The 22,912-nt window shown below is 46.2% G+C and carries 21 protein-coding genes; 8 read left to right on the forward strand and 13 right to left on the reverse strand.

Features of this window, described 5'->3' with window-relative positions:
* Positions 1 to 4: 4 nt before the first annotated feature.
* From LQZ07_RS00260 to LQZ07_RS00290, 7 genes are all read right to left on the reverse strand, one after another.
* Positions 5 to 832 carry a hypothetical protein gene (locus tag LQZ07_RS00260; RefSeq protein ID WP_152783988.1) on the reverse strand — a complete coding sequence of 276 codons (828 nt, stop codon included), beginning with the start codon at positions 830 to 832 and terminating at the stop codon, positions 5 to 7.
* Between the two features lie 41 nt (positions 833 to 873).
* Positions 874 to 1,476: a TetR/AcrR family transcriptional regulator gene (locus LQZ07_RS00265; RefSeq protein ID WP_152783986.1), complete on the reverse strand. Its 603-nt coding sequence runs from the start codon at positions 1,474 to 1,476 to the stop codon at positions 874 to 876.
* Positions 1,477 to 1,754: 278 nt separating this feature from the next.
* On the reverse strand, positions 1,755 to 3,869 hold the full coding sequence (locus LQZ07_RS00270; RefSeq protein WP_152783984.1) for a substrate-binding domain-containing protein: 2,115 nt from the start codon (positions 3,867 to 3,869) through the stop codon (positions 1,755 to 1,757).
* Between the two features lie 146 nt (positions 3,870 to 4,015).
* Positions 4,016 to 5,041 carry a GGDEF domain-containing protein gene (locus LQZ07_RS00275; protein ID WP_152783982.1) on the reverse strand — a complete coding sequence of 342 codons (1,026 nt, stop codon included), beginning with the start codon at positions 5,039 to 5,041 and terminating at the stop codon, positions 4,016 to 4,018.
* A gap of 137 nt (positions 5,042 to 5,178) precedes the next feature.
* Entirely contained in the window at positions 5,179 to 5,475 is a 297-nt protein-coding gene (locus LQZ07_RS00280) for a hypothetical protein (protein WP_152783980.1), read from the reverse strand.
* Between the two features lie 225 nt (positions 5,476 to 5,700).
* Positions 5,701 to 6,810: an aspartate-semialdehyde dehydrogenase gene (gene asd, locus LQZ07_RS00285; RefSeq protein WP_152783978.1), complete on the reverse strand. Its 1,110-nt coding sequence runs from the start codon at positions 6,808 to 6,810 to the stop codon at positions 5,701 to 5,703.
* Positions 6,811 to 6,978: 168 nt separating this feature from the next.
* Positions 6,979 to 7,323 (reverse strand): hypothetical protein, encoded by a 345-nt coding sequence (locus tag LQZ07_RS00290; RefSeq protein ID WP_016403829.1) that lies wholly within the window; start codon positions 7,321 to 7,323, stop codon positions 6,979 to 6,981.
* 346 nt (positions 7,324 to 7,669) lie between these two features.
* Here LQZ07_RS00290 and LQZ07_RS00295 point away from each other — a divergent pair, with 346 nt between their 5' ends.
* From LQZ07_RS00295 to LQZ07_RS00305, 3 genes are read left to right on the forward strand one after another with little or no spacing between them, the layout of a single operon-like run.
* The gene (locus tag LQZ07_RS00295) at positions 7,670 to 9,106 is read left to right on the forward strand and encodes a HAMP domain-containing sensor histidine kinase (protein ID WP_152783976.1); all 1,437 of its coding nucleotides are present in this window, start codon (positions 7,670 to 7,672) and stop codon (positions 9,104 to 9,106) included.
* Complete coding sequence (locus tag LQZ07_RS00300; RefSeq protein ID WP_016403827.1) at positions 9,096 to 9,617, forward strand: hypothetical protein; 522 nt, start codon at positions 9,096 to 9,098, stop codon at positions 9,615 to 9,617. The genes LQZ07_RS00295 and LQZ07_RS00300 overlap by 11 nt, the downstream gene beginning before the upstream one ends.
* Positions 9,604 to 10,965: a sigma 54-interacting transcriptional regulator gene (locus LQZ07_RS00305; RefSeq protein WP_152783974.1), complete on the forward strand. Its 1,362-nt coding sequence runs from the start codon at positions 9,604 to 9,606 to the stop codon at positions 10,963 to 10,965. Before LQZ07_RS00300 ends, LQZ07_RS00305 begins: the two co-directional genes overlap by 14 nt.
* Here LQZ07_RS00305 and LQZ07_RS00310 read toward each other — a convergent pair.
* Entirely contained in the window at positions 10,962 to 12,185 is a 1,224-nt protein-coding gene (locus LQZ07_RS00310) for a dicarboxylate/amino acid:cation symporter (protein WP_152783972.1), read from the reverse strand. The genes LQZ07_RS00305 and LQZ07_RS00310 overlap by 4 nt on opposite strands.
* 240 nt (positions 12,186 to 12,425) lie before the next feature.
* Between LQZ07_RS00310 and LQZ07_RS24640 the strand changes: the two genes are divergently transcribed.
* Both LQZ07_RS24640 and LQZ07_RS00315 read left to right on the forward strand, forming a co-directional pair.
* A complete protein-coding gene (locus tag LQZ07_RS24640) occupies positions 12,426 to 12,665 on the forward strand; it encodes a leucine-rich repeat domain-containing protein (RefSeq protein WP_368666400.1) in 240 nt (79 codons plus the stop codon).
* Between the two features lie 7 nt (positions 12,666 to 12,672).
* Positions 12,673 to 13,668 (forward strand): leucine-rich repeat-containing protein kinase family protein, encoded by a 996-nt coding sequence (locus LQZ07_RS00315; RefSeq protein WP_368666399.1) that lies wholly within the window; start codon positions 12,673 to 12,675, stop codon positions 13,666 to 13,668.
* Here LQZ07_RS00315 and LQZ07_RS00320 read toward each other — a convergent pair.
* Both LQZ07_RS00320 and LQZ07_RS00325 read right to left on the reverse strand, forming a co-directional pair.
* Positions 13,646 to 14,173, reverse strand: a complete 528-nt coding sequence (locus LQZ07_RS00320; RefSeq protein ID WP_152783970.1) for a hypothetical protein — start codon at positions 14,171 to 14,173, stop codon at positions 13,646 to 13,648. The genes LQZ07_RS00315 and LQZ07_RS00320 overlap by 23 nt on opposite strands.
* Before the next feature lie 86 nt (positions 14,174 to 14,259).
* On the reverse strand, positions 14,260 to 14,778 hold the full coding sequence (locus LQZ07_RS00325) for a hypothetical protein (protein WP_152783968.1): 519 nt from the start codon (positions 14,776 to 14,778) through the stop codon (positions 14,260 to 14,262).
* A gap of 259 nt (positions 14,779 to 15,037) precedes the next feature.
* Here LQZ07_RS00325 and yeiP point away from each other — a divergent pair, with 259 nt between their 5' ends.
* From yeiP to LQZ07_RS00340, 3 genes are all read left to right on the forward strand, one after another.
* A complete protein-coding gene (yeiP, locus tag LQZ07_RS00330) occupies positions 15,038 to 15,610 on the forward strand; it encodes an elongation factor P-like protein YeiP (RefSeq protein WP_016404048.1) in 573 nt (190 codons plus the stop codon).
* A gap of 68 nt (positions 15,611 to 15,678) precedes the next feature.
* Positions 15,679 to 16,533: a hypothetical protein gene (locus LQZ07_RS00335; protein ID WP_152783966.1), complete on the forward strand. Its 855-nt coding sequence runs from the start codon at positions 15,679 to 15,681 to the stop codon at positions 16,531 to 16,533.
* 82 nt (positions 16,534 to 16,615) lie between these two features.
* A complete protein-coding gene (locus LQZ07_RS00340) occupies positions 16,616 to 16,927 on the forward strand; it encodes a hypothetical protein (RefSeq protein WP_152783964.1) in 312 nt (103 codons plus the stop codon).
* Positions 16,928 to 17,121: 194 nt separating this feature from the next.
* Here LQZ07_RS00340 and LQZ07_RS00345 read toward each other — a convergent pair whose 3' ends face one another.
* The 3 genes from LQZ07_RS00345 to acnD are packed head-to-tail and all read right to left on the reverse strand — an operon-like array spanning position 17,122 to position 22,866.
* Complete coding sequence (locus tag LQZ07_RS00345) at positions 17,122 to 19,047, reverse strand: propionyl-CoA synthetase (protein ID WP_152783962.1); 1,926 nt, start codon at positions 19,045 to 19,047, stop codon at positions 17,122 to 17,124.
* A 43-nt stretch (positions 19,048 to 19,090) separates the two neighbouring features.
* Positions 19,091 to 20,269 (reverse strand): 2-methylaconitate cis-trans isomerase PrpF, encoded by a 1,179-nt coding sequence (gene prpF, locus LQZ07_RS00350; RefSeq protein WP_152783959.1) that lies wholly within the window; start codon positions 20,267 to 20,269, stop codon positions 19,091 to 19,093.
* Between the two features lie 8 nt (positions 20,270 to 20,277).
* Entirely contained in the window at positions 20,278 to 22,866 is a 2,589-nt protein-coding gene (gene acnD / locus LQZ07_RS00355) for a Fe/S-dependent 2-methylisocitrate dehydratase AcnD (RefSeq protein ID WP_152783957.1), read from the reverse strand.
* Positions 22,867 to 22,912: the final 46 nt, after the last annotated feature.

Here is a 22,912-nt window from a genome sequence, read left to right on the forward strand (position 1 = left end):
GGGCTTAAGGCAAAGGAATTGTTGCTAGCTTAACCGCCTCAGGTTGCTGGCGTATGACCGACAGTAACCAAAGTTGCTCGCCGTCGCTAGCAATGGCTTGCGCGGTATCGGCTTGCTCTAATGCTATTACCTGCAGCACTTCCCCAGATTGTGGCTCAATTTCCAATAGGCTACTGTATCGAGAGCTGAGCACAAACCAACTACCTTGATGCAAAGTCATGCTGCCTAACTGATATTGGGAGAGCTGATCTTGCTGGCCTGCGCGGCTTAGCTCAAAGCTTTGTTGCTGTTGACCGTCGCGGTTGCCGCGATAGCAGCGTTTTAGGCCTTCGCGTTCGCAGGTATAAAGAAGTTGAGCTTGTGGATCCCAGACTAAACCTGCGGTTTTATGATGTAAGCCGTCACGTAACCACTTACGCTTATCTACAAACTTCCAGCTTTGCTCGGCTAGCTCAAAATACAATAAGCGTGCATCGCTGGAAATACCCACTAGATGATCTTCTAACAAGACTAAATCGGCGATATCGCCACTGGCGGGTAACTCTTCTAGTCTGGCTTCGGTGAGTTGCGGGTTAAGATAAGCCAGTTTTGCAGAACCAGTGACTAACACGGTTTGCGGTGCCAGAGTGCCAATTAACCAGTGCTGTTGTTTTGGTAGCCACAAAAGGCTGGCCGCATTTGGTACGCCGTTTAGTTGAGCTACTAACTGCGGTTTTACGCTGTGCTCTGCTAAAGGACTATCTTGAAACTCACTACTTGGCGGTGGAAACATCACCAAGCCGACCAGGGTGCCAATCATTAATAGGGCGATTAAACCAATAACTTTAAACATGCTGTGCCCACCTTGGCGACATCGATAAAAAACCTTAGCTTTTATGGCTTAGGCTGGTAATAACTTAAAAACATGGCAATGCAGCTTTCTACAAGTTCTGCTTGTTCGTCAGCGCTTGGCATTGGCATGCGGTTGATAATTTGTGGCCAAAAACAGCGGCCTTTTAACATCGATAAAAACTGACTGCTCACCAAACTAGGGTTTTCACTTTGGATGCGTCCGTCTTTAATGGCACATTCAAACCAATAATTGATGCTGTTTTCTAAGGTAGCCATATGTTGCATGGTTGCAACCATTTGCTCTGGCATATGAATCGCTTCGGCAATCACTAATCGAGCAAGGTCGATAAACTCGGGATCGGCAAATAGCCTTAATTCTTTTTGCGCCAGTTGCTGCAGCTGCTCCGCCAAACTAAGTTGGCTGGAATAGTCCATTTTAGTGGCTGCAGAAATCAAATCTAGCATCATGCTAACAATGCCAATAAACAAAGCCTGTTTACTGGGAAAGTGGTTATAAACAGTGCGTTTACTTACCTGAGCCGTTTGAGCAACGCGATCCATGCTGGTGGCGGCATAGCCACTAGCCTTAAATTCAGCGATAGCTGCATTGATGATTTGAGCGCGTTTTTTCTGGCTAAGAGTCATTGTTCAGGAAAAATTAATTTAAGCGGAATTGCTGTTGGTTGATTCTAACAAATTTAGTAAATACATGGGCTAACAAATTGCCGCTGATTGTTCATTGAAATGTCACCTGCTGGTTCGCAATAACAGCCACACTGGGAAGGAGAATTGAGCATGGGCTTTCAAGATGAACCAAGACACTGTTTTAGAGCGAGAGTGGCAATACCCACCTTATGAGCGAAGTGATATTAGTACAAAACTAAGCGGCTTACCTCCCAGTTTACGCCAGTATTACTTGTTGCTTAGTTGGCCGCTTCAGTTTGGTTTAGCGCCTGCTGTGGAATCGAGATAATAAAGCGAAAGCCTTTTTCTGGTTGAGTATCAACTTGTAGCTGCCACTGCAGTTTTTGGGTGATGAGGTTATACACAATATGCATACCTAGGCCGCAGCCTCCTTGGCCTCGGGCTGTAGTATAGAAGGGCTCAAAAATGTGGCTTACGGTTTCTTGGCTAGCACCTTTTCCTGTATCGGCCACGATGAGTTGCGCGCCTTGGTCAGCTTTTTCTAGGGTAATACTAATTTTGCCTTCGGTTTTTCCATGGTCGAGCCCGTGAATAAGCGCATTGCCAAACAAATTGGTAATCACTTGGGCGATCGCTCCCGGATAGGTAAATACATGTAGATTGGGCTCTAGCTGAGTATTGAGGCTAACCTTAGTGCCCTTAAGTTGATGTTGTAAGCTACGGAGAACTTTGTTGATGTAGTCGGCAAGGTTAATACTGCGCTGCTCTTCGTAGCTTTGGTCTACTGCAACTTGCTTAAAGCTGGTGATTAGTTCTGCAGCGCGTTGCGCACTGCTAATGATAATGTCACTGGTATTGGAGGCATCATCAACAAACTTTTCAAAATTGGCTTTGGTAAGCTGCTGGTTTTTCATTTGAGAAGCCAACAGCGCAATCTGTTCTTTAAGGTGGCTCGCTGCTAGTAAACTGTTGCCCAAAGGGGTATTTATTTCATGGGCAACACCACTGACCAAGCCGCCTAAGGCCGCCATTTTTTCACTTAACTCAACTTGAGCTTGGTATTGTTTGGTTTCTTCGAGTAGCCGCTGGTGGTCAATAATGTCGGCGATTTGCGGTGCCATAAATTCGATGAATTCAGCATGCACGCCTTCAGTAAGCGCAACCATATAGCCAAAGTGCTGGTTACCACTTTTAAGTTCGCTTATCACCCATAAGCCTTGATGCGCTTTGTCGCCAATTACTTCCTCAAAGGCGGCTGGCAAGGGCGTTACCGATTCTGCTAAGGCTAGGCTGCCAGGTTGTAAGCGGTGAGCCAAATAAGTGTGGCTTTTTCCTTGTTCACTAAAGCCTTGCTGATAGATATACAGCTCAGGTATACCTAGCTCGTCTAGGGTGGGTTGAGCTTGAGTTAAAATGGTATCTAAGGTTTGTCGTTGGTGCAGTAAGCGAGTTACCGCTAGGCGCTGGGCATTGCTGTCGCGCTGTTGGATAAGCAAACGGTTTTGCTCGTCGTTGCTGCGTAGTTCTACATCTTTTGCCGGAGCTCCGGTACTCGCTCGGAGTATCGACATGGTTTCTAATTGATATTGGGCGTCGAGAGTTGCTCCATTAATGCTTTCGACCACTAATTGCGCCGCAAGAGAGCCAGTGCGCTGAGCGGGATAAATGGCGGTGGTGAGGCTAGGGCGAATGGCATCGGCATATTCAAAATCATCAAAGCCACTTACTTTTACTTGCTCTGGAATAGCCACCTGTTGCTTATCGAGTTCTTCGATTACACCCTTAGCGCTTAGGTCATTAACACACATAATGGCATCGGGCAGACGCTGCTGCTTGGCTAGCCATTGATGGCAGAGTTTGCCTGCACCAACCGGTGTCATATCGCCATGCAGGTGTTGTTCAGGAGCGTGACTTAAACCATGTTCTGCGAGTACATCTCTAAAGGCTTTATAACGTTGCTGGGAGTCAAAATTGTTTTCTGGGCCGTCGATATACAGAATGTCTTTGCAGCCAATCTCTAGCATATGCTGGGTGAGTTGATACATGCCGCTGTAGTTATCGACCAATACCGATGGAATGCCTTCTATCACCGATCCAACATTCACGATGGGTAGCTTACCAATCGCTTCAACTACTTTGCGCATTACCTTATCTGAGGTCTTGTAGCCTACACCGCCGCCGTATAAAACCACCCCGTCTATATCTAGTTTGCTTAGTTGTTTTATGAGCCATAGATCTTTGTCTTGAAAATCTTGCTCATCAGGGAGGTAGCCAACAGGCATGAATAGGCAGCTATATAATTGCGGATCAAGACTCGTTTGAATGCCTCGAATCACCTGCTGATCGATGGTTTGAGACAAGGTTGGCAATATAATCGCAATGCGTTTTTTCATTTAGAACAATAGTTTTGGTGTTAATACCTTTCAATGTAACAAGTGAAACTGAGATTGCTGTGATTTAGCTAGGAGAATTGTTAATAAATTGTATTTTTGCGGCTTAGTGGCATGCTTCTTATGGCAAAGAAGCATGCCGGTCACATTTAGCTAACGATAGGCATTACTCGATTGCGACCTAGCCTTTTGGCTTCGTAAAGCTGTGTATCTGCTGCATCAACAATCGCCCGAGACTTACTCACCACGTTGTATTCGGCCACACCAAAGGAGCTTGTGATGTTGTCGATACGTTGGTTGGAACGACGATCTTTAAGACTGAGCTTCTCAATGGCTCGGCGAACCGACTCTGCTAAATGGCGCGCTGAGCGTAGGTTTGATTTAGGACAGATAATGGCAAATTCTTCGCCGCCAATTCGATAGGCTTTTGCGCCATCGCGACATGCTTCGTTAATCCGCTTAGCAACAATTTTTAGTACTTGATCACCGAGAACGTGGCCGTAATTGTCGTTAAAGGCTTTAAAGTGATCAATATCGGCCAGAATAATGCACAAACCTTCTGGGCTTGATTCGAACAAGTCTTTAAAATCTGCGTCAAAGGCACGTCTATTCAACGCGCCAGTAAGCGCATCGTAGAGAGCTTCTTTCTCGGTTTCTTTAAGTTGATTCTTTAGGTTCTCGATTTCAGCTTGGGCTTTGCCTAACTGAGAGTTGAAAAAGTCGGTGCTTTGTCGAATGCTGGCGGCATCGTCAATCAGATTACGGACTAAGCCAAGTACTTGCTCTAGTGGAATGCCGTCTTCTTCAATACGATTTAATTTGGCGAAGTTCTTATCTATGCTGGATTGGAAGGCGTTAGTATCTGAGCCGGTATCGGTCATGGTTTGTGACAGCTCGGTGGCCATGGCTTCTAGGCTATGGCGCATGCTTTTCACATCTAATTCTTCTTGGCTAGCAATATGATTTTGATAAAGGATTTGGCTGCTAGTAGTGGGAACGGTGTCGTATTCGCTAATGATTTCGTCAATGGCTGCATTTAGCTCAGGGTTTTGATCATCAACGTACAAATACCATAAGGCATAGTTGCTAGGTGTGGCAGGAATTTGATGCTTCATCATCAAAGGCACTGCCTTTTTTAAATTTAGGGTCGCTTTTTTTAAAATTTTATCGCTCATATGAGCTCCATCGATACTCGTTGCTTAACGCCATTCGCAGCCTGCTTGTTTGGCGTTGTAAACAATACGGCTTTTGTTAATCAATAATGAACCAACAGGAGCCGAGTAAGCTCCTTCATTCGAGGTTATCAAACTTACTATGAAGCCTCGGGACACTGGTAAACATGTGCGCTAACTAACTCTGGCTCTGCTGTAGTTAAAGGAATCAGTTGCACTGCATTACCTTTAAGGCTAATAACCCGCTGGCTTAACTCTTGTTTGCCGTTATCGCTGTTTAAACTTTGCGGGTCTACGTTAAATACCCCTAGAATATTGCAATCAACCACATCGGTTGATTTCTCGGTAATCATCACACCTTGGTTTTGTTCAGGAGCAGAGCTTGAACAAGCTCCCAGTAAGGCAATTGCGCTGGCAACAATGAGAGTTTTTTTCATCGCGATTCCTACAATTTCAACGAATTAGTAAATAAAGGATATTTTTCTTATCAATAGCTTAGTAAATTTTGCTCAGCTATGAAAACAATTTGCTGCTTAATTGTTGTTTGTGTTGTTCAAGGGAGAAAATGGCCCAGTCTAAAATCCCAATTTGTAACTTGCTGAGCTAATGAAAAGCAAAAAAAGCCCAGTTGAGTAACTGGGCTTTATCGATTTTAAACTTGCTTACTTGCCTATTAAGATGCGCAACATGCGGCGTAGCGGTTCTGCTGCGCCCCATAGCAATTGGTCACCCACGGTGAAGGCCGAAATGTATTCCGGGCCCATGGTGAGCTTACGAATACGACCAACCGGAACACTAAGTGTGCCAGTTACTTTGGTTGGAGTAAGTTCTTGAGCAGATAATTCGCGATCGTTTGGAATCACTTTTACCCAATCATTGTGAGCGGCTAAAATTTCTTCAATCTCGGCCACTGGAATGTCTTTTTTCAGCTTAATAGTAAGCGCTTGGCTGTGACAACGCATAGCGCCAATGCGCACACATATCCCGTCGATAGGGGTTTGTTGATCGCTGGTGCCAAGAATTTTGTTCGCTTCAACTTGCGCCTTCCATTCTTCTTTACTTTGCCCACTGGCTAGTGGCACGTCAATCCAAGGGATTAAGCTGCCAGCTAACGGTACGCCAAATTGATCGGTAGGGAAGTCGTCACTACGCATTTTATCGGCCACTTTGCGGTCGATATCAAGAATGGCAGATGCTGGATCGGCTAACTCTGTGGCTACATCGTCACGAATCTCGCCCATTTGGCTGATTAACTCGCGCATGTTGCGCGCACCAGCGCCAGAAGCTGCTTGGTAGGTCATTGGGCTAACCCATTCGATAAGGTCTTTTTCGAACAATCCGCCAATGGCCATTAATAACAATGAAACGGTACAGTTACCGCCTACATAGGTTTTTACACCCTTGCTTAAGGCTTGGTCAATCACGTCACGGTTTACTGGGTCTAATACAATAACTGCATCATCTTCCATACGAAGTGCTGATGCTGCATCAATCCAGTACCCGTCCCAACCACTTTCGCGTAGTTTAGGGTAAACGTCTTTGGTGTAATCACCACCCTGACAGGTGATAATGGTGTCCATGGTTTTTAGGCTGTCGATATCGAAGGCATCTTGCAAGATGGTTTCGCCGGTGCCAACATCTGGACCTGCAATACCTACTTGAGAAGTACTAAAAAAAACCGGAGCTATGTGGGCAAAATCGCTCTCTTCGCGCATACGCTGCATTAACACGGAACCCACCATGCCGCGCCAACCAACCAAACCTACTTTCATGGTCCGTTTTACATCCTTTATTTTATGATCTTTGTGTTTGCTGTTTGGCTAAACAAGTGCGTTTAGCCAATCTTTGAGATTACCATTGGCAAGCCTTTAACACTAGCGCTTATCAACGAAAATTGAGCGCTTTTCGACCACTATTTGCGAAGATGATTGCTGCGCTTTTTAACGTGGGCTAGTTGGAAAGTTAACCACTTTGGGAGATTGGCGCTGATCTTCGCTAATGTTTATGTTGCGGCTGCGGCGCTTTCCTTGGGAATAGCGGTCGTAGCAAGCATCGGTAATGCCCATTTCTTGGCAAAATTGTACGAAGCTGGCAAAGTCCTTACCGCTAAAGGCGTTGTCACTGCGGGTGAGTTGGCTGTCGATGTAGGCTTGGGTGCCGTTAAAGTTGATATTGGCGCAGGCATCATAGGGCTGCCCATATTCACTTACCCGGATAGCGCGCACCATTTTTATTTCGAAAATCCAATCGCCAATTCTTAAACAACGTTGATCAAACTGTTCCATTTTGATTCCTTTAGCTAAATAATTTGGCGAGATAATAAGAAGCCGCTCACCCTAAACCCTGTGAGCTACAGCACAAATTAAGCCAAAAATTTAGCACTTAAAAATCAAAGCCTTAGTTATAGAGTCGACAAAAAGTGTCGCTGATTGGCGACGGTGGTGGGAAAATTTGCGGTTTAAATCTAGCCTACTAGCAACAAAAGTTTACACTTGTACCTTAAATCAGAGGCTTAGCTTGGTTATTCATCATATGTAATAACTGTCTCTGATTGGCGACAGTGGGATTTTTGTGCATCTCTGGCATTATAGTCCGCTGTTTGGATTGTTGTTCCTCGCTAGGGATAGTTGTTTGATTAATTTTCGCGTGCTGGCCTCTATTCGCCGGCTTAGCTTTTGGGCCTTAGCCACCTTGGGGTTGCCCTTACTACTTAGTTTATTGCTTGCCTCATATTATTTGCAACAAGTGTCTATGCAAGGCCAGCAAACTGCGTTTTTGTCGGCGCAAGTGGTGTCGGCAAGTAAACGTTTAGACGAGTCTTTATTAGATTTAGAACGCAGTGCGCGGCAGTTTAGAGTACTTGCCGATGAAAATCGTTTAAAGCTTTATCAGCGCCAGTGGCAACGGGTATCTAAAGGTTTGTTTGAGCTGCGTACTGGCACTGAAGATAAAGAGCTATTGCAGATTGTTTATGAATTAGAGCAGCAACTGCAATCTTTAAGTGAGCTAATGGAGAGCCCTCAAGCCTTACAAAGAGTGGCTCTAAATATACAATTTAAGCGCTTTGCTAGCTTAAGTCATCGCTTCGACCAACGCAGTCAAAGTTTAATTAATGAACTGGCTATGGCTTTGCAACATACTACGCAACAGGCTCAGCAACGTTTGTTGTTTAGCATGATCAGCCTGCCTTTTGCCTTGGCCGCGGCGGTATTGCTGGTATTGGTGATTACTCGGCCCTTGCAACAGTTACGGCCACAAATTGCTCGTCTAAAGTCAGGTGAGTTTGAGCAAGCCATTAAGGTAAGTGGGGCTACCGAAGTGATGGCGATTGCCGATGCCTTGGATGATATGCGTTTAAGGCTATTGAGTTTAGAGCAGCAAAAAACCGCTTTTATTCGACATATTTCGCATGAGCTAAAAACTCCGTTGGCGGCTATTCGTGAAGGTAACGAACTGCTCTATGACAACAGTGCAGGGCCACTTAACGCTCAGCAGCAGGAAATTACTGAAATACTGCGTGATAGCAGTTTGCGCTTGCAGCAGTTGATTGAAGCCTTGCTGGATTTTAATTTGCTGTTGGATACCCCAGGTGAACAAGTGCATCACCCAGTGGACTTAAAGCCACTTATTGAAAAAGTGTTAGCAAGCCATCGCTTGAGCCTGTCTAGCCGGGGCTTAAACCCTAAGATAGAGTTGGGAGAGAGCTGTGTGATGGCCAACCAAGAGCAGCTCCGGGTGATCGTCGATAACCTATTGTCGAACGCGATTAAGTTCTCGCCACAAGCTGGGGTGATAAAACTGGGCTCGTTTGCCACGGTAAACGGGGTAAGTTTATATATTGATGACGAAGGTGAAGGCATTGAAGATGAGCTACAGCAACGGATCTTCCAACCCTTCGTTCAAGGAAAAACCGCTAAAGATCCGCGTTTAAAAGGCAGCGGTTTAGGTTTAACCATTGCCAAAGAGTTAGTTGAACGGCAACACGCCAGTTTGCGTTATCAGCGCTTAGAACAAGGCAGTCGATTTGTCGTAGAAGGTTTACAGGGAAGCGAGTTAGATGAAAGTTAAATTGTACGTAATGCTGCTTAGTATGGTAACGCTAATGCTTAGCGGTTGTGAGTTAACACGCCCCAATCAACCAGTGGTGCCTGTTAGCGACGCTCAGCAACTTGAGTTGGGTAAGTTTGACCCAGCGGCCTATTATTTAAATCTTGAAAGCCTCAGTGAAGATCAAATATTCAACGAGTTAGAGCTGTTATTACTGGATCCGCAGCAGGGTAATAATGGTATTAAACTTGGCCTAATATATGCCTATAAGAAGTCACCAGTGAAGAATCCGCACCGCGCTCATGCGCTGTTTAATAAGGCTTTAGCTAGCGAGCAAGTATTTGCCCAACGTGGCATGCTGGTGGCCTTAAACGACCAAATTGCGGATAGCTTGCGTTGGTTACATAAATACGAAGATCTCGCTTCTACCCAGCAGCAGCAAGAAGATTTACTGCAGCAGCAAATTGGGGCATTAAAAATGCAGCTAGATGAACTCACGCGAATTGAGCAACAACTAAATGAACGAAATTAATCATCAAGGCGGAAAGCTACTGGTTGTCGATGACGACCCCAGCCTACTACGTCTGATAAGCCTGCGATTACAATCAGCCGGATATGAAGTGCACGCTGTTGCCAGCGCCAAAGAAGCTTTGGCAGAGTTGGAAAGCTACCCGGCCCAGCTGGTTATTAGTGATGTACGCATGGACGGTATGGACGGCCTTGCTTTGTTTAATGCGATAAAGCAGTTGTACCCCAGCTTGCCGGTGATGCTACTTACCGCTCACGGTAATATTCCCGATGCTATTGCGGCCACTCAACAAGGTGTATTTGGCTATTTAACTAAACCTTTCGATAGCCAAGAGTTGCTGGCAAAAGTAGCTGATGCTTTACAGCTTCAGCCAAATATTGCGGAAGGCGAAAGCCAACAACCTCAGGCTAGCTGGCGCAGTGACATTATTAGTCGTAGCCCAATAATGGATGTGCTGATCAAGCAAATTCAACAAGTTGCACCCAGTGATGTAAATATCATGATTCAGGGTGAAAGTGGCTCGGGTAAAGAGTTGTTGGCTAAGGCGATTCATCAGGCTAGCCAGCGTCACCAAGGCCCATTTGTTGCGGTGAACTGTGCCGCTATTCCCGAAGGCTTGTTTGAGTCTGAGCTATTTGGTCATGCCAAAGGCGCGTTTAGTGGTGCAGCCAATGCGCATCCCGGTTTATTTCAAGCTGCTAACGGTGGAACCTTATTTTTAGATGAAATCGCTGATACGCCCTTAAGTGTGCAAGTTAAATTACTGCGTGCTCTGCAGGAGCGGGAAGTCCGTCCGGTGGGTTCAACCAAGAACATTCCAGTTGATGTGCGAATTGTTTCGGCCACCCACCAAGATCTATATCAAGCAGTGCAGCAACAAGAGTTCAGGGAAGATCTTTATTATCGCCTTAATGTGGTTGAGTTGGGCTTGCCGCCATTAGCCAAGCGCCGAGAGGATATTCCTTTATTGGTGCATCATTTCAGCCAGCAAATTGCCGATCGCCAAGGCAGTGCGCTAAAAACCTATTCTCCAGAAGCCATGTCTAGCTTGGTATCGGCGCGTTGGCCAGGCAATGTTAGGCAGCTAATGAATGTGGTTGAGCAAACCAATGCCTTATCTACTGGGCCGTTGATTCCGGCGCAGCTGGTTCAACAAGCCTTGCGAGAAAAGGCCGAGTTGGTGAGTTTTTCTCAGGCTAGGGATGAGTTTGAGCGAGGTTATTTAGCGCGGTTATTGCGCCTAACTCAAGGTAATGTGAGTCAGGCAGCGCGCTTAGCGATGCGTAATCGCACCGAGTTTTATAAGTTACTGGAGCGCCATCATCTGCGCCCCGAATCGTTCCGTGCTTAAAGGTGCTTTTCGTTAAAACGATCAACAATCACGGCACAAGCTGCATCGCCAGTGATGTTTAACGAAGTACGGATCATGTCGAAAATACGGTCCAATGCAAACAATAGTGGTAGGCCTTCAATAGGAATGCCTGCCGCTAGCAATACCGCGACTACCAAGAACGATGGGCCTGGCACACCTGCTTGACCAATTGCCCCCAAAGTAGCGGTAAAAATAATTGCCGCATAAGCCGCTAAGCCTAAGTCTACTTGGAACATTTGCGCAAAAAATACCGCCACTAAACCGTAGTAAATAGCATTACCACTCATGTTAATGGTTGCCCCTAAAGGCAGTACAAAAGAGGCTGTCGCTTTAGATACTTTTAGTTCTTCTTCTACTACTTCCATGGTAACCGGCAGGGTTGCCATAGATGATGAAGTTGATAACGCCACTGCTTGAGGCTTTTTCATAGCACTCATAAACTCACGCACCGACATGTTAGAGAACAGCTTAATGGTGAGTGGGTAGAAGACAAAACCGTAGATTAGAATAGCTGCTACATATACAGCAAACAGCTTAGCAACTAGGCCTAGCATGGCAAAGCCAAAGGTTCCCACCGATTCAGCCATAAGACCAAATACACCAAGTGGCGCAATTAGCATTACTACGTTGATCATCCAAATAAAGGCACGAATAACAGTGTCTAAGCCGCTCATGATAGGAGCTGTTTTATCGCTAGGTTGCTTTGATAAGGCAATACCGAAGAACAAACAAAACACCATGATCTGCAGAATATTTGCATCCATTAACGAGGCAAAAATGTTTTCTGGGATCATGCCGATAACGGTTTCCATTACACCTGGTACGCCACCTTTATCGGCGTATTCGTTAGAAAACATATCGCTAGCTTGGCTTAAGTCTAAACCGGTACCTGGCTGGAATAGTGAACCCATGACTAAGGCGAGTGCCACAGCAACCGCTGAGGTAGCCATAAAGAAGCCAAAGGTAGAAATGCCAATTTTACCCGCTGCAGGGCTGTTACCAAGGTTGGCTGCGCCAGAAATAATCGACACGCCAATGAGTGGAATAACCAGCATTTTAATTAAATGGATGAAGATCGCGCCAAGTGGGGCAAATATAGCAGCTTGCTCACCCATTACTGCGCCAACTACCGTACCAATAATCATTGCTATGACTACTTGTACGCCAATATTTTTATAGAGTGGTTGTGCTGTGTCCATCAAGTTTCCTGTTGTGAATAGTGTTATCAGTGCAATTGATGGTCGCGAATTGTACTGTATAAAATCTATAAAGTAATCATATATACTTATTTTTGATTGTTTTTTAGCTTTATATGTTGCAGGTGGAATTGGGAAACAGGCAGCTATTTGAGGTGCAATTGCGCTTCTATTGTTAAATAGTTAACTATCGTTTTTTCAACAGGCTATTATGTCGCACTTTTATCATTTAGTTTTCCTAGCATGCATACTTTAGAGCAACTTCGTTCCGGCCAACTACGCCAACACACTCGCATCAATATCAAAGATAACCTAGAGCAACTGCCAGAAGAGTTTGCAGAGTATTGCCCACAAGTCGAGGTGCTGGACTTAAGTGACAATCAATTGAGTGCCTTACCTGAATCACTTAGCCAATTACAAAACTTGCGAATAGTGTTTGCCTCAAATAATCAGTTTGAAGTATTGCCTGGGGCGCTGCGCTAAGCTTGATATGATAGGTTTTAAATCAAATAGCATTCGCCACGTATCTGCAGCAGCACTGCCGGCAAAGTTGCGTTGGTTAATTCTTACCGACAATCAAATTGAAAGCTTGCCCGAACAACTGGGTGAGTGTAGCGAGCTGCAAAAGTGTGCCTTGGCGGGCAACCGCCTTACTGCCTTGCCACAATCAATGCAGCACTGCCACAAATTAGAACTACTGCGTGTATCCGCCAACCAACTGGCTAGCTTTCCTACTCAATTATTAGAGCTTCCGCGCTTGGCGTGGCTGGCGTTTGCCGGAAACCCTTTTTGCCAAGGTTTTGAGCATGGATCTGGTTTAGCAAAGTATTCACTTGAAGATTTTGTGTTTGATAAAGTTCTAGGAAAAGGCGCTTCGGGCGTTATTTCTCTCGCTCATCCTAAACCCGGTGTAGCGCTACCCAGCAGCGTGGCTATTAAAGTGTTTAAGGGAGAGCTTACCAGCGACGGTTATCCAAGTGATGAGCTAGACGCCTGTTTGCATGTAGACCAACACCCAGCCTTGGTTAATTTTATTGGTCAAATTAGTGAGCTTGATTGCTCTGCGGTGATAATGAAATTGATTCCCGAGCATTTTAGCAATTTAGGCCAGCCACCTAGCTTAGCGACTTGTACGCGGGATACTTTTTTACCGGAACAGCAACTGGGCATTGCGGCAATTGCTAAGATTGTGGAGCAAATGCAAAGCCTACTGCAACACTTGGTTGAGCATCACTTGTGCCACGGAGATTTGTACGCACATAATGTGCTGGTGGATGACAATTACAACATTGTATTGGGAGATTTTGGTGCTGCTTCGCATTACGAATTTTTACCGCAAGCAGTACAAGCAAAACTAATGCGCGTAGAGCAACGCGCATTAGTGTTTTTTATCGAAGATATGCTAAGCATATGTTTAGCCGACGATCGAAGTTCTATCTCTTATCGTCAGCTAAACCAATTAGCTAGTAAGCTTCTTGGGAGCTAGATAGCTGATTACGGTATAACTCGCGACAATGACTAATAAAGTCGTGAGTTTCGGCATTGTCATTGGGGAAGCGCATCTCTAAGCTTGATTCAATAAGTTGCGGCTCATTTTCATCAATGGCGATGCAATAGTGCTGGTTAGCATCTTCCGCAAAAATGGTTTGGGTATATAAGAAGTTTTGCTGTTCGTCGTAAATATCAAAGGTATTACTGTTACTAAAGCTCACCCTAAATACGGCATATTGATAAGCGGGCTTTCCTGCATCATCCATTGGAGCTTCACCATCTAAACGTTGATTCAAAGTAATATCAACTTCTTCAACACCATTGGCAATTAGCAAGCGTTCAAACTCCAGTACTTGCTCTGGTAAAGCATCATCGGGGAAAGAGCTTTGCAAGGGGTAAAACGTTAAGAATACTCGGTTGAGCGGATCCGGCTCTGTTGAATCATTACAGGCCGTTAAGCCCAAGGCTAGTAGTAGTGCGCTTAGTAATCGACAGGTCATGTGCTTTCCTATTTATTGTTTTTCACATCCTGTGGGCTGGCTTCCTTAAGAGACGCTTCAAAAAGTTTGAGGCGTCATCTTCAGTTTTATTCGGCTTTCTCTTCCACGCCTTCATTAATTGTTCGGCAGGCTAAAATGAACTCGTGGGCTTCTTTTTTGGTTTCGGAAATTTTAACGGGCGAGTCCACTACTAGCTCAAATTTGCTCATGTAGATACTGGGTAAGCAAAGGTGGCGCTGGGTCATATCTGCGAAGATATCGATGTTATATAAAAACTCACCGCTCTCAGAGTAAACATCTAAGGTAGTGCTGCCTAAAAAATCAATTATGAAAGTAGCATTTTGGCTGGCGTCTTCGCCGTTAATTCTTGGCTGCTCACCATCACGACGCTGGTTAATGGTGATGCTTTGCGCGGGCGACCCGCCATCAGCTCTAAAGTGACGTTTTTGAGTTATCGTTTCAGTGTCGCCGGCAGCACCAGGGAAAGACGTTGCAGGAGGGTAAAAAGTGACAGCAATTTGGCTTCTGGGTTGGTCATCTTCAACAGAACAAGCCATCAATAAAGCAGACAGTAGCGCAACAACAGCAATACGCGGGGACAACATTTAAACTCCTAAATAAGCAACAAGGCTAACTTTCCTGTTAGCTATTATCGTCCCTGAGTAATTACCGAGCTTTTTACAGAAAGCGTTTAACAGACGCAAGTGAAACTTTTAATTGTTGGCTAACTATCGGTAATTATTTTAGTTTTTGCGAGATTAATAACACAAAGCTTACTAATTGCTTAGCTCTAGGTCCGCCAACGGTTGCCTAAAAATCTGTACATGATATTTTCGTTGCACGATTTAGTTAAGGGCTTCAGCCATGCCAAAGGCCAGTGAAATAAAAAAGAATGCCGCCATCGAACATAACGGCAAAGTGTATTTTGTAAAAGACATCGCTAAGTTAACCCCTAGCGGACGTGCTGGTGCTAGCCTGTACCGTATGCGCTTATACGATGTAGCCACCGGCGCAAAAGCTGACGAAAGCTTTAAAGCCGACGAAATGATTAACCTTGCTGATGTGAGCCGCCATCAAGTGATGTTTTCTTACATTGATGGTGACGAGTATGTGTTTATGGATAACGAGGATTACACCCCTTACAACCTAAACAGCGAAACCATCGCCGATGAAATTCCTTTTATCACTGAAGATACCGCGGGTATGCAAGTGGTTACCGTAGACGGAGCCCCAGTAGCTGTAGAACTACCTGCCAGTGTTGAGTTGGTTATCGTAGAAACTGACCCTTCAATTAAAGGTGCTTCAGCTAGTGCCCGCACCAAGCCTGCTATCTTAAGCACCGGCTTGTCGGTACAGGTGCCTGAATACATCGCCAGCGGCGAGAAGATTAAGGTAAGCACTGCCGAGAAGAAATTTATGAGTCGCGCAGAGAAGTAACTTGCTTTGATGGAAGTTAGGTGGACAAAGCAGCTTTAGGGCTGCTTTTTTGTTTCAAGGAATGAAATGTGAGCAGTGACTGGAGCTTTTCTAGCTCAAAATCTTATCAACTAAAAACAGCATCTATTGGTTTGGCTTTCTGGCTAGGCTTTAATTTACTAACAGGCTTCATTACCGGAGACAGAAGTTTAGATGACAATTATTTTGTTTTGTTTCTGGTTATTATTTATGTGGCCATTAAATGCAGTTACAAAGCGGTATTAGTAAATTCTTATCTTACTATTTCACGTTTTGGAATGGTCACCGCATACGTCGATTTGTATAAGCTAGAAACTGTTGCTTCTAATAAAAAAGAACTCAACTTGGTGACCATGGAACAGGCGCGTTACAAGCTTAAACTTTCCAAATTACCTGAAAGTTCTCATGTTGATATTCGTAACTCAATCATACCGCTAGCTGGTGAGCGACAGCCTGTGCCTGCAGCAGTTGTTGGTTTGAAAAAAGATGATAAGCGTCAGCAAGTTATTTCGGTTTTTGGCGTAGCATTTGGCTTGGTTTTAATTTTTGAAAGTATCAGTTCCATTGGTAACGGTAATCTAAACTTTGCTTCAGAAGGTTCTCGATTAAATGCTCAGTTAGTTACTTTGTTACACGGGCTTCTTGTTGCCAGCCTATTGATAGGTAATGGGCTGAGTCAGTTTTACGGCAAAACGATCTATCAGCGTATTAAGAGAGCTAAAGCCAATACCGTTGTATTAATCGCATTTATCTTATTTGGGATCACAGTAGGCCTAAATGAAAACGGTGTGTTCAATCAGCTTGAAAACCCGATATTGGCCAATGTTATCGCTATTTCTCTTACTCTAACCTTTGTCGGCCTGTTGGTATTTGCCTATTTTTTAAAGAAAAAGACAGGGGCGTAAACTGCTATGATCAAAACTAACAACTGTCAGATAAACAAGACCAACGAACTTCTGGTTCTTGGCAGTTAGGACTGTTTGTTAAATGAAGAAACTAAGTCGCATCGTAAAGTTTCTAGCTATTTTACTTTGCGGTTATTTTGTTTTGTATCAGCTATACGGTGCTGGTGTTTACGGAGAGATCGCCGCAAGAGGAGTAAATCCGGATATTAAATCAAGTCCATTTAAGTTTTGGTTGGTCGTTTCTGTATATATTCTGATTTTAGCTGTAGTTCTGTTATTGCTTGGTTTGAGCATTGGTGGGGATATAAATCGTAGATTCAAAAAGTATGGTGGAAGTTATAGTTTGAAAACTGCCCTACATGTCTTTAAGGACGCTTTTAGTAAAGATAAATAGCAAGCCGTGAAGATTCAAACGCCAGTATAGATTTGGCTTTGCGTAGATAATGCTCATTTAGTTATGGAGCTTTAGCTTAGGCAGCTCCATATGCAGGCTATCCCGGAACACCTTTGTATAAGTTGAAAGCTTAAACTCACTTTTACTTAGAAATGAGTTTAAAGCTAATCAACTAAACTGCTCTCTTCAAATGACTAAATCATCGTCCTACCTTGGCGCATCAGCTCTTCAATTTCGCCTAAGCTGGCTGGGTCGTCGATGGTGGAAGGGATGGCGTATTCTTCGCCGTCGGCCAGTTGGCGCAGGGTGCGGCGGAGGATTTTGCCGGAGCGGGTTTTAGGCAAACGCTGCACAATAATGGCTTGTTTAAAGCAGGCTAAAGGGCCAATTTCATTACGTACTTTTTGTACCAGTTCTTTGGATACCTCTTGCTCACTTTGTTGCACGCCATCTTTAAGCACCACTAGGCCAAAGGGCACTTGGCCTTTTAGGTCGTCGTGGCTGCCAATAACCGCGCACTCGGCTACCGCGGGGTGGGCGCCAACCACTTCTTCCATCTCACCGGTTGATAAACGGTGACCTGCTACGTTAATTACATCGTCGATACGACCCATTACAAACAGGTAATCATCTTCATCAATGTATCCGCCATCACCAGAGACATAGTAACCGGGGAATTGTTTTAAATAGGCCGATTCAAACCTCGCTTGGTCTCCCCAAACCGTAGGCAAACAACCAGGCGGAAGCGGCAGTTTTATGGCGATAAAGCCTTGTGCCATTGGACCACACTCGTCGCCCATTTCATCTAAGATAGTGACTTGGTAGCCGGGTAGGGCTTTGGTGGCACTGCCGGCTTTTACTGGCATACGCTCTAAGCCAAGAGGGTTACCTGCAATGGCCCAGCCGGTTTCGGTTTGCCACCAATGGTCGGTCACTGGTTTGTCGGTTTTGTTGATGGTCCATTCTAATGTTGGTGGGTCTAAACGTTCGCCGGCCATGAAGATGTCTTGCAGCTGGCTTAGGTCGTAATCTTTAACCAACGCGCCATCGGGATCTTCTTTCTTAATCGCGCGAAAGGCAGTGGGGGCGGCAAACAATACTTTTACTTTGTGCTCGCTAGCAACCCGCCAAAATGCACCAGCATCGGGAGTGCGCACTGGTTTGCCTTCGTACAAGATGGTGGTGCAGCCGTAAATTAGCGGAGCGTAAACGATGTAAGAGTGACCCACTACCCAGCCTACATCGGAGGCCGCCCAAAATACATCACCGCGTTTTACGTTGTACACCGCTTGCATCGAGTAGTTCATGGCAACGGCGTGGCCGCCGTTATCGCGCACTACGCCTTTGGGTTTGCCGGTGGTGCCAGAGGTATACAAAATGTATAGCGGATCGGTGGCGTCTACTGGCACGCAATCAGCCGGCTCAGCTTGCTGTTGCAATGCTTGCCAATCTAGATATTGCTGATTAAATTCAACCGCTTGCTGAGGGCGTTGCCATACTAATACTGGGGTAGTCATCTGTTGGCTTTGCTCTAAAGCCAAGCTTACCATGGGCATGTAGTTGATGACTTTGGCGCCTTCCAGCCCGCAGCTAGCGGTAAGAATCACTTTAGGTTGGGCGTCATCTATGCGAACCGCCAGCTCTTGCGCAGCAAAGCCACCAAATACTACCGAGTGAATCGCTCCAAGGCGTGCACAAGCTAGCATGGCGATGGCAGCTTGAGGGATCATTGGCATATACAGCACCACTCGGTCGCCTTTAGTGACGCCTTGGGCCGCTAACATGCCTGCGGTACTGGCTACTTCATCACGCAATTGTGCGTAAGTGAATTGTTGTTTTTGTTCGGCTACTGGCGAGTCATAAATAAGCGCGGTTTGTTCCGCTCGGCCATTTTCACAATGGTAATCCAGCGCCAAATACGCGGTGTTCATACTGCCGCCTTTAAACCAGCGATAATTGCCGTGTTCATCTTGGCTAAGTGCTTGTTCGGGTGGGCTATACCAAGCCAGTTGTTGGGCTTGCTCTAACCAAAACTGTTCGGGTTGCTGTTTGGCGTGGTCTGCTTGTTGCTGATAACTCATAATATGCTCCTCGTCCCTAAGCTGTTTACCACTTGGCAAGGGGAATTTTTTATTAGGCTTTACTTTGGTTACCTTAGGTAACTTAAAAGCTGTTGCTGGGCACGCGTACCCAACCTTCCATTAGTATTCTGGCGCTGCGACTCATGCTTACTTTGGTCACTTGCCATTGCTGGTTAACTTGTTGAGCTTGTGCGCCAACTTTAAGGCTGCCCGAGGGGTGGCCAAAACGCACTACCTCGCGCTCGCCGCCGCCAGCAGCTTGATTTACCAAAGTGCCGGGAATAGCAGCCGCTGTGCCAATGGCTACTGCTGCGGTGCCCATCATGGCGTGGTGTAACTTACCCATAGATAAAGCGCGTACACATAAATCATTGTCTTCAGCCTTAATCTGTTTGCCGCTGGAACTCTGATAGTTTTGCGACTTGGCAACAAAGGCGACTTTGGGTGTATGTTGGCGTTGAGCGGCTTGTTCCAGTGAGTCTATTAAGCCCATTTTGAGTGCGCCATGGGCGCGAATGCTTTCAAACATGGCTAAGGCTTTTTCATCATTATTAATGTCTTCTTGTAGCTCTACGCCGCTGTAACCAAGCTGCTTGGCATCAACAAAAATTGTAGGGATGCCGGCGTTAATCATGGTGGCTTGTAGGCTACCAATTCCCGGAACCTCTAATTGTTCGCATAAGTTACCAGTAGGAAATAAGGCCCCTTCGCCATCGGCAGGGTCAATGAAGTCAATTTGCACTTCGGCAGCCGGGAAGGTCACGCCATCTAATTCAAAATCGCCACACTCTTGCACCTCGCCATTAAGCATAGGTACATGAGCAACAATGGTTTTTTGAATATTAGCTTGCCAAATGCGGACGCTGGCAAGGCCATTCTGTGGCAGAGAAGCGGGATCTACTAAGCCTGCGTTAATGGCAAAAGCGCCCACTGCAGCGGTTAAGTTGCCGCAGTTGCCACTCCAATCCACAAAGGCCTTGTCGATAGCAACTTGGCCAAACAGGTAATCGACATGGTGATTAGGCTGCTGGCTTTTCGCTAGAATTACCGTTTTGCTGGTGCTTGACGTAGCGCCACCCATGCCATCAATTTGTTTGGCGTAAGGGTCGGGGCTGCCTATCACTCGTAACAACAAGTTGTCACGTGCCTCACCAGCTTGCTGCGCAGCTTTGGGTAAGTCATCAAGCTTAAAAAACACCCCTTTACTGGTGCCGCCACGCATATAGGTGGCAGCAATGCGTTGTTGCTTAATTTGGCTCATGCTGCCTCCTATTGGCTATTTTCAAGAAAGTCTTGAGCGAAGCGCTGTAATACTCCACCGGCTTGATAAACCGAGACTTCTTCGGCGGTGTCTAAGCGACAAACTACCGGTAAGTCGATGCGTTCGCCGCTGGTGCGAGTAATCACTAAAGTAAGCAATTCGCCCGGTGCAGGTGTACCAATTACATCGAAGGTTTCGCTGCCATCTATGCGGTAGCTATGGCGGTTGTTACCCTTGGTAAATTCCAGCGGTAATACACCCATGCCCACTAAATTGGTACGGTGAATTCGCTCGAAGCCTTCGGCCACAATTACCTCAACGCCTGCAAGGCGAACCCCTTTGGCCGCCCAGTCGCGAGACGAGCCTTGGCCATAGTCAGCACCTGCCACAATGATTAATGGTTGCTTACGCTGCATGTAGGTTTCTATGGCCTCCCACATGCGCATTACTTTGCCTTCGGGCTCTACTCTCGCTAGAGAACCTTGCTTAACCTTGCCGCTTTCTTTCACCATTTCGTTGAACAGCTTAGGGTTGGCAAAGGTGGCGCGTTGTGCAGTTAAATGGTCACCGCGGTGAGTGGCGTAGGAGTTAAAATCTTCTTCCGGTAAACCCATCTTATCGAGATAAGCGCCAGCGGCGCTGTCTAGCATAATCGCGTTCGACGGGGATAAATGGTCGGTGGTGATGTTATCCCCCAATACCGCCAACGGGCGCATGCCTTGTAAGCTTCGCTCGCCAGCCAAGGCTCCTTCCCAGTAGGGAGGGCGGCGAATATAGGTGCTTTGTGGCCGCCATTCATAGAGAGGAGAACTGGCACTGCCATAATCGACTTTTAGGTCGAACATTGGTTGGTACACTTGGCGAAATTGCTCGGGTTTAACGCTTTGTTTAACCACTGCATCTATTTCTTCGTCACTTGGCCAAATATCTTTTAGGGTAATCGGCTTACCTTGGCTGTCGTGGCCTAATGCGTCTTTTTCAATATCAAAACGAATAGTGCCGGCAATGGCATAAGCCACAACCAAAGGTGGCGATGCCAAAAAGGCTTGCTTTGCGTAGGGGTGAATACGGCCGTCGAAGTTACGATTGCCCGATAGCACCGCGGTGGCGTAAAGGTCTCGTTCAATCACTTCTTGCTGAATCTTTGGATCGAGCGCACCGCTCATGCCGTTACAGGTAGTACAGGCAAATCCTACAATGCCAAAACCCAGTTGCTCTAGTTCGGCTAACAAATTGGCATCTTCTAGGTAAAGTTGTACTGCTTTTGAGCCAGGTGCGAGGGAGGTTTTCACCCATGGTTTGCGGCTTAAACCTAATTGATTGGCTTTACGCGCTAATAAACCCGCGGCAATAACGTTGCGTGGGTTAGAGGTATTGGTACAGCTGGTGATAGCGGCAATAATACAGGCGCCATCGGGCATTATGCCGTCAAGCTGTGGTACTGGTGAAGCAATGCCTTGGCTAGCTAAATCGCTGGTGGCTACCCGACGATGCGGATTGGACGGCCCTGCGATGTTGCGGCCAACGCTGGATAGGTCGAAGTGTAACACGCGTTCGTATTCGGCCTGTTGTAAGTCATCTGCCCATAGGCCAGTGGTTTTGGCGTAGTTTTCTACTAAGGCAACTTGCTCGGCCTCTCGCCCTGTGAGTTTAAGGTAGTCGAGAGTATTGTTGTCGATATAAAACATGGCTGCGGTTGCGCCAAATTCTGGAGTCATATTGGAGATAGTGGCTCGGTCGCCCAAGCTTAGCTGGGCAGCTCCCTCACCATAAAACTCTAAGTAGCTAGACACTACCCCTTGCTCACGCAAGAACTCGGTAATGGCCAGTACAATGTCGGTAGCAGTAATGCCAGCTTGGCGCTGGCCAGTTAGTTCTACGCCAATAATGTCGGGTAAACGCATATAAGAGGCGCGCCCAAGCATTACGTTTTCGGCTTCTAAGCCGCCCACACCAATAGCTATTACCCCTAAGGCATCGACGTGCGGAGTATGGCTGTCGGTACCCACTAATGTATCGGGAAAGGCCACACCATCTCGCGCTTGAATCACCGGCGACATTTTCTCGAGGTTGATTTGATGCATGATGCCGTTACCTGGCGGAATAACATCTACATTTTCAAAGGCGGTTTTACACCAGTTGATAAAGTGGAAACGGTCGTCATTACGGCGGTCTTCAATGGCGCGGTTTTTTTCAAAGGCATCAGCTTCAAAGCCGGCATGCTCTACAGCTAAGGAGTGGTCAACAATTAGCTGGGTAGGCACCACAGGGTTTACCTTGGCGGGATCACCGCCTTTATCGGCAATGGCGTCTCGCAAGCCTGCTAAATCGACCAAGGCTGTTTGGCCAAGAATGTCGTGGCAGACTACGCGAGCAGGGTACCACGGAAAATCTAAGTCGCGTTTGCGCTTAATGATTTGGCTAAGCGCAGCATTGAGTTGCTCTGGGGGGCAGCGGCGTACCAGGTTTTCGGCCAGCACCCGCGAGGTATAAGGCAGGCCAGCGTAGGCACCAGCTTGAATGGCTTCTACTGCCGCGCGAGTATCAAAATAGTCGAGCTGGCTATTGGCTAGAGGTTTTCGGTATTCGGTATTCATAAGCGTTTCCACAGCAAAAAGGGAAGGCAGTGGAGCACCAGGCTCC

The organism is Agarivorans sp. B2Z047, from assembly GCF_023373605.1.
Taxonomy (GTDB): Bacteria; Pseudomonadota; Gammaproteobacteria; order Enterobacterales; family Celerinatantimonadaceae; genus Agarivorans; species Agarivorans albus.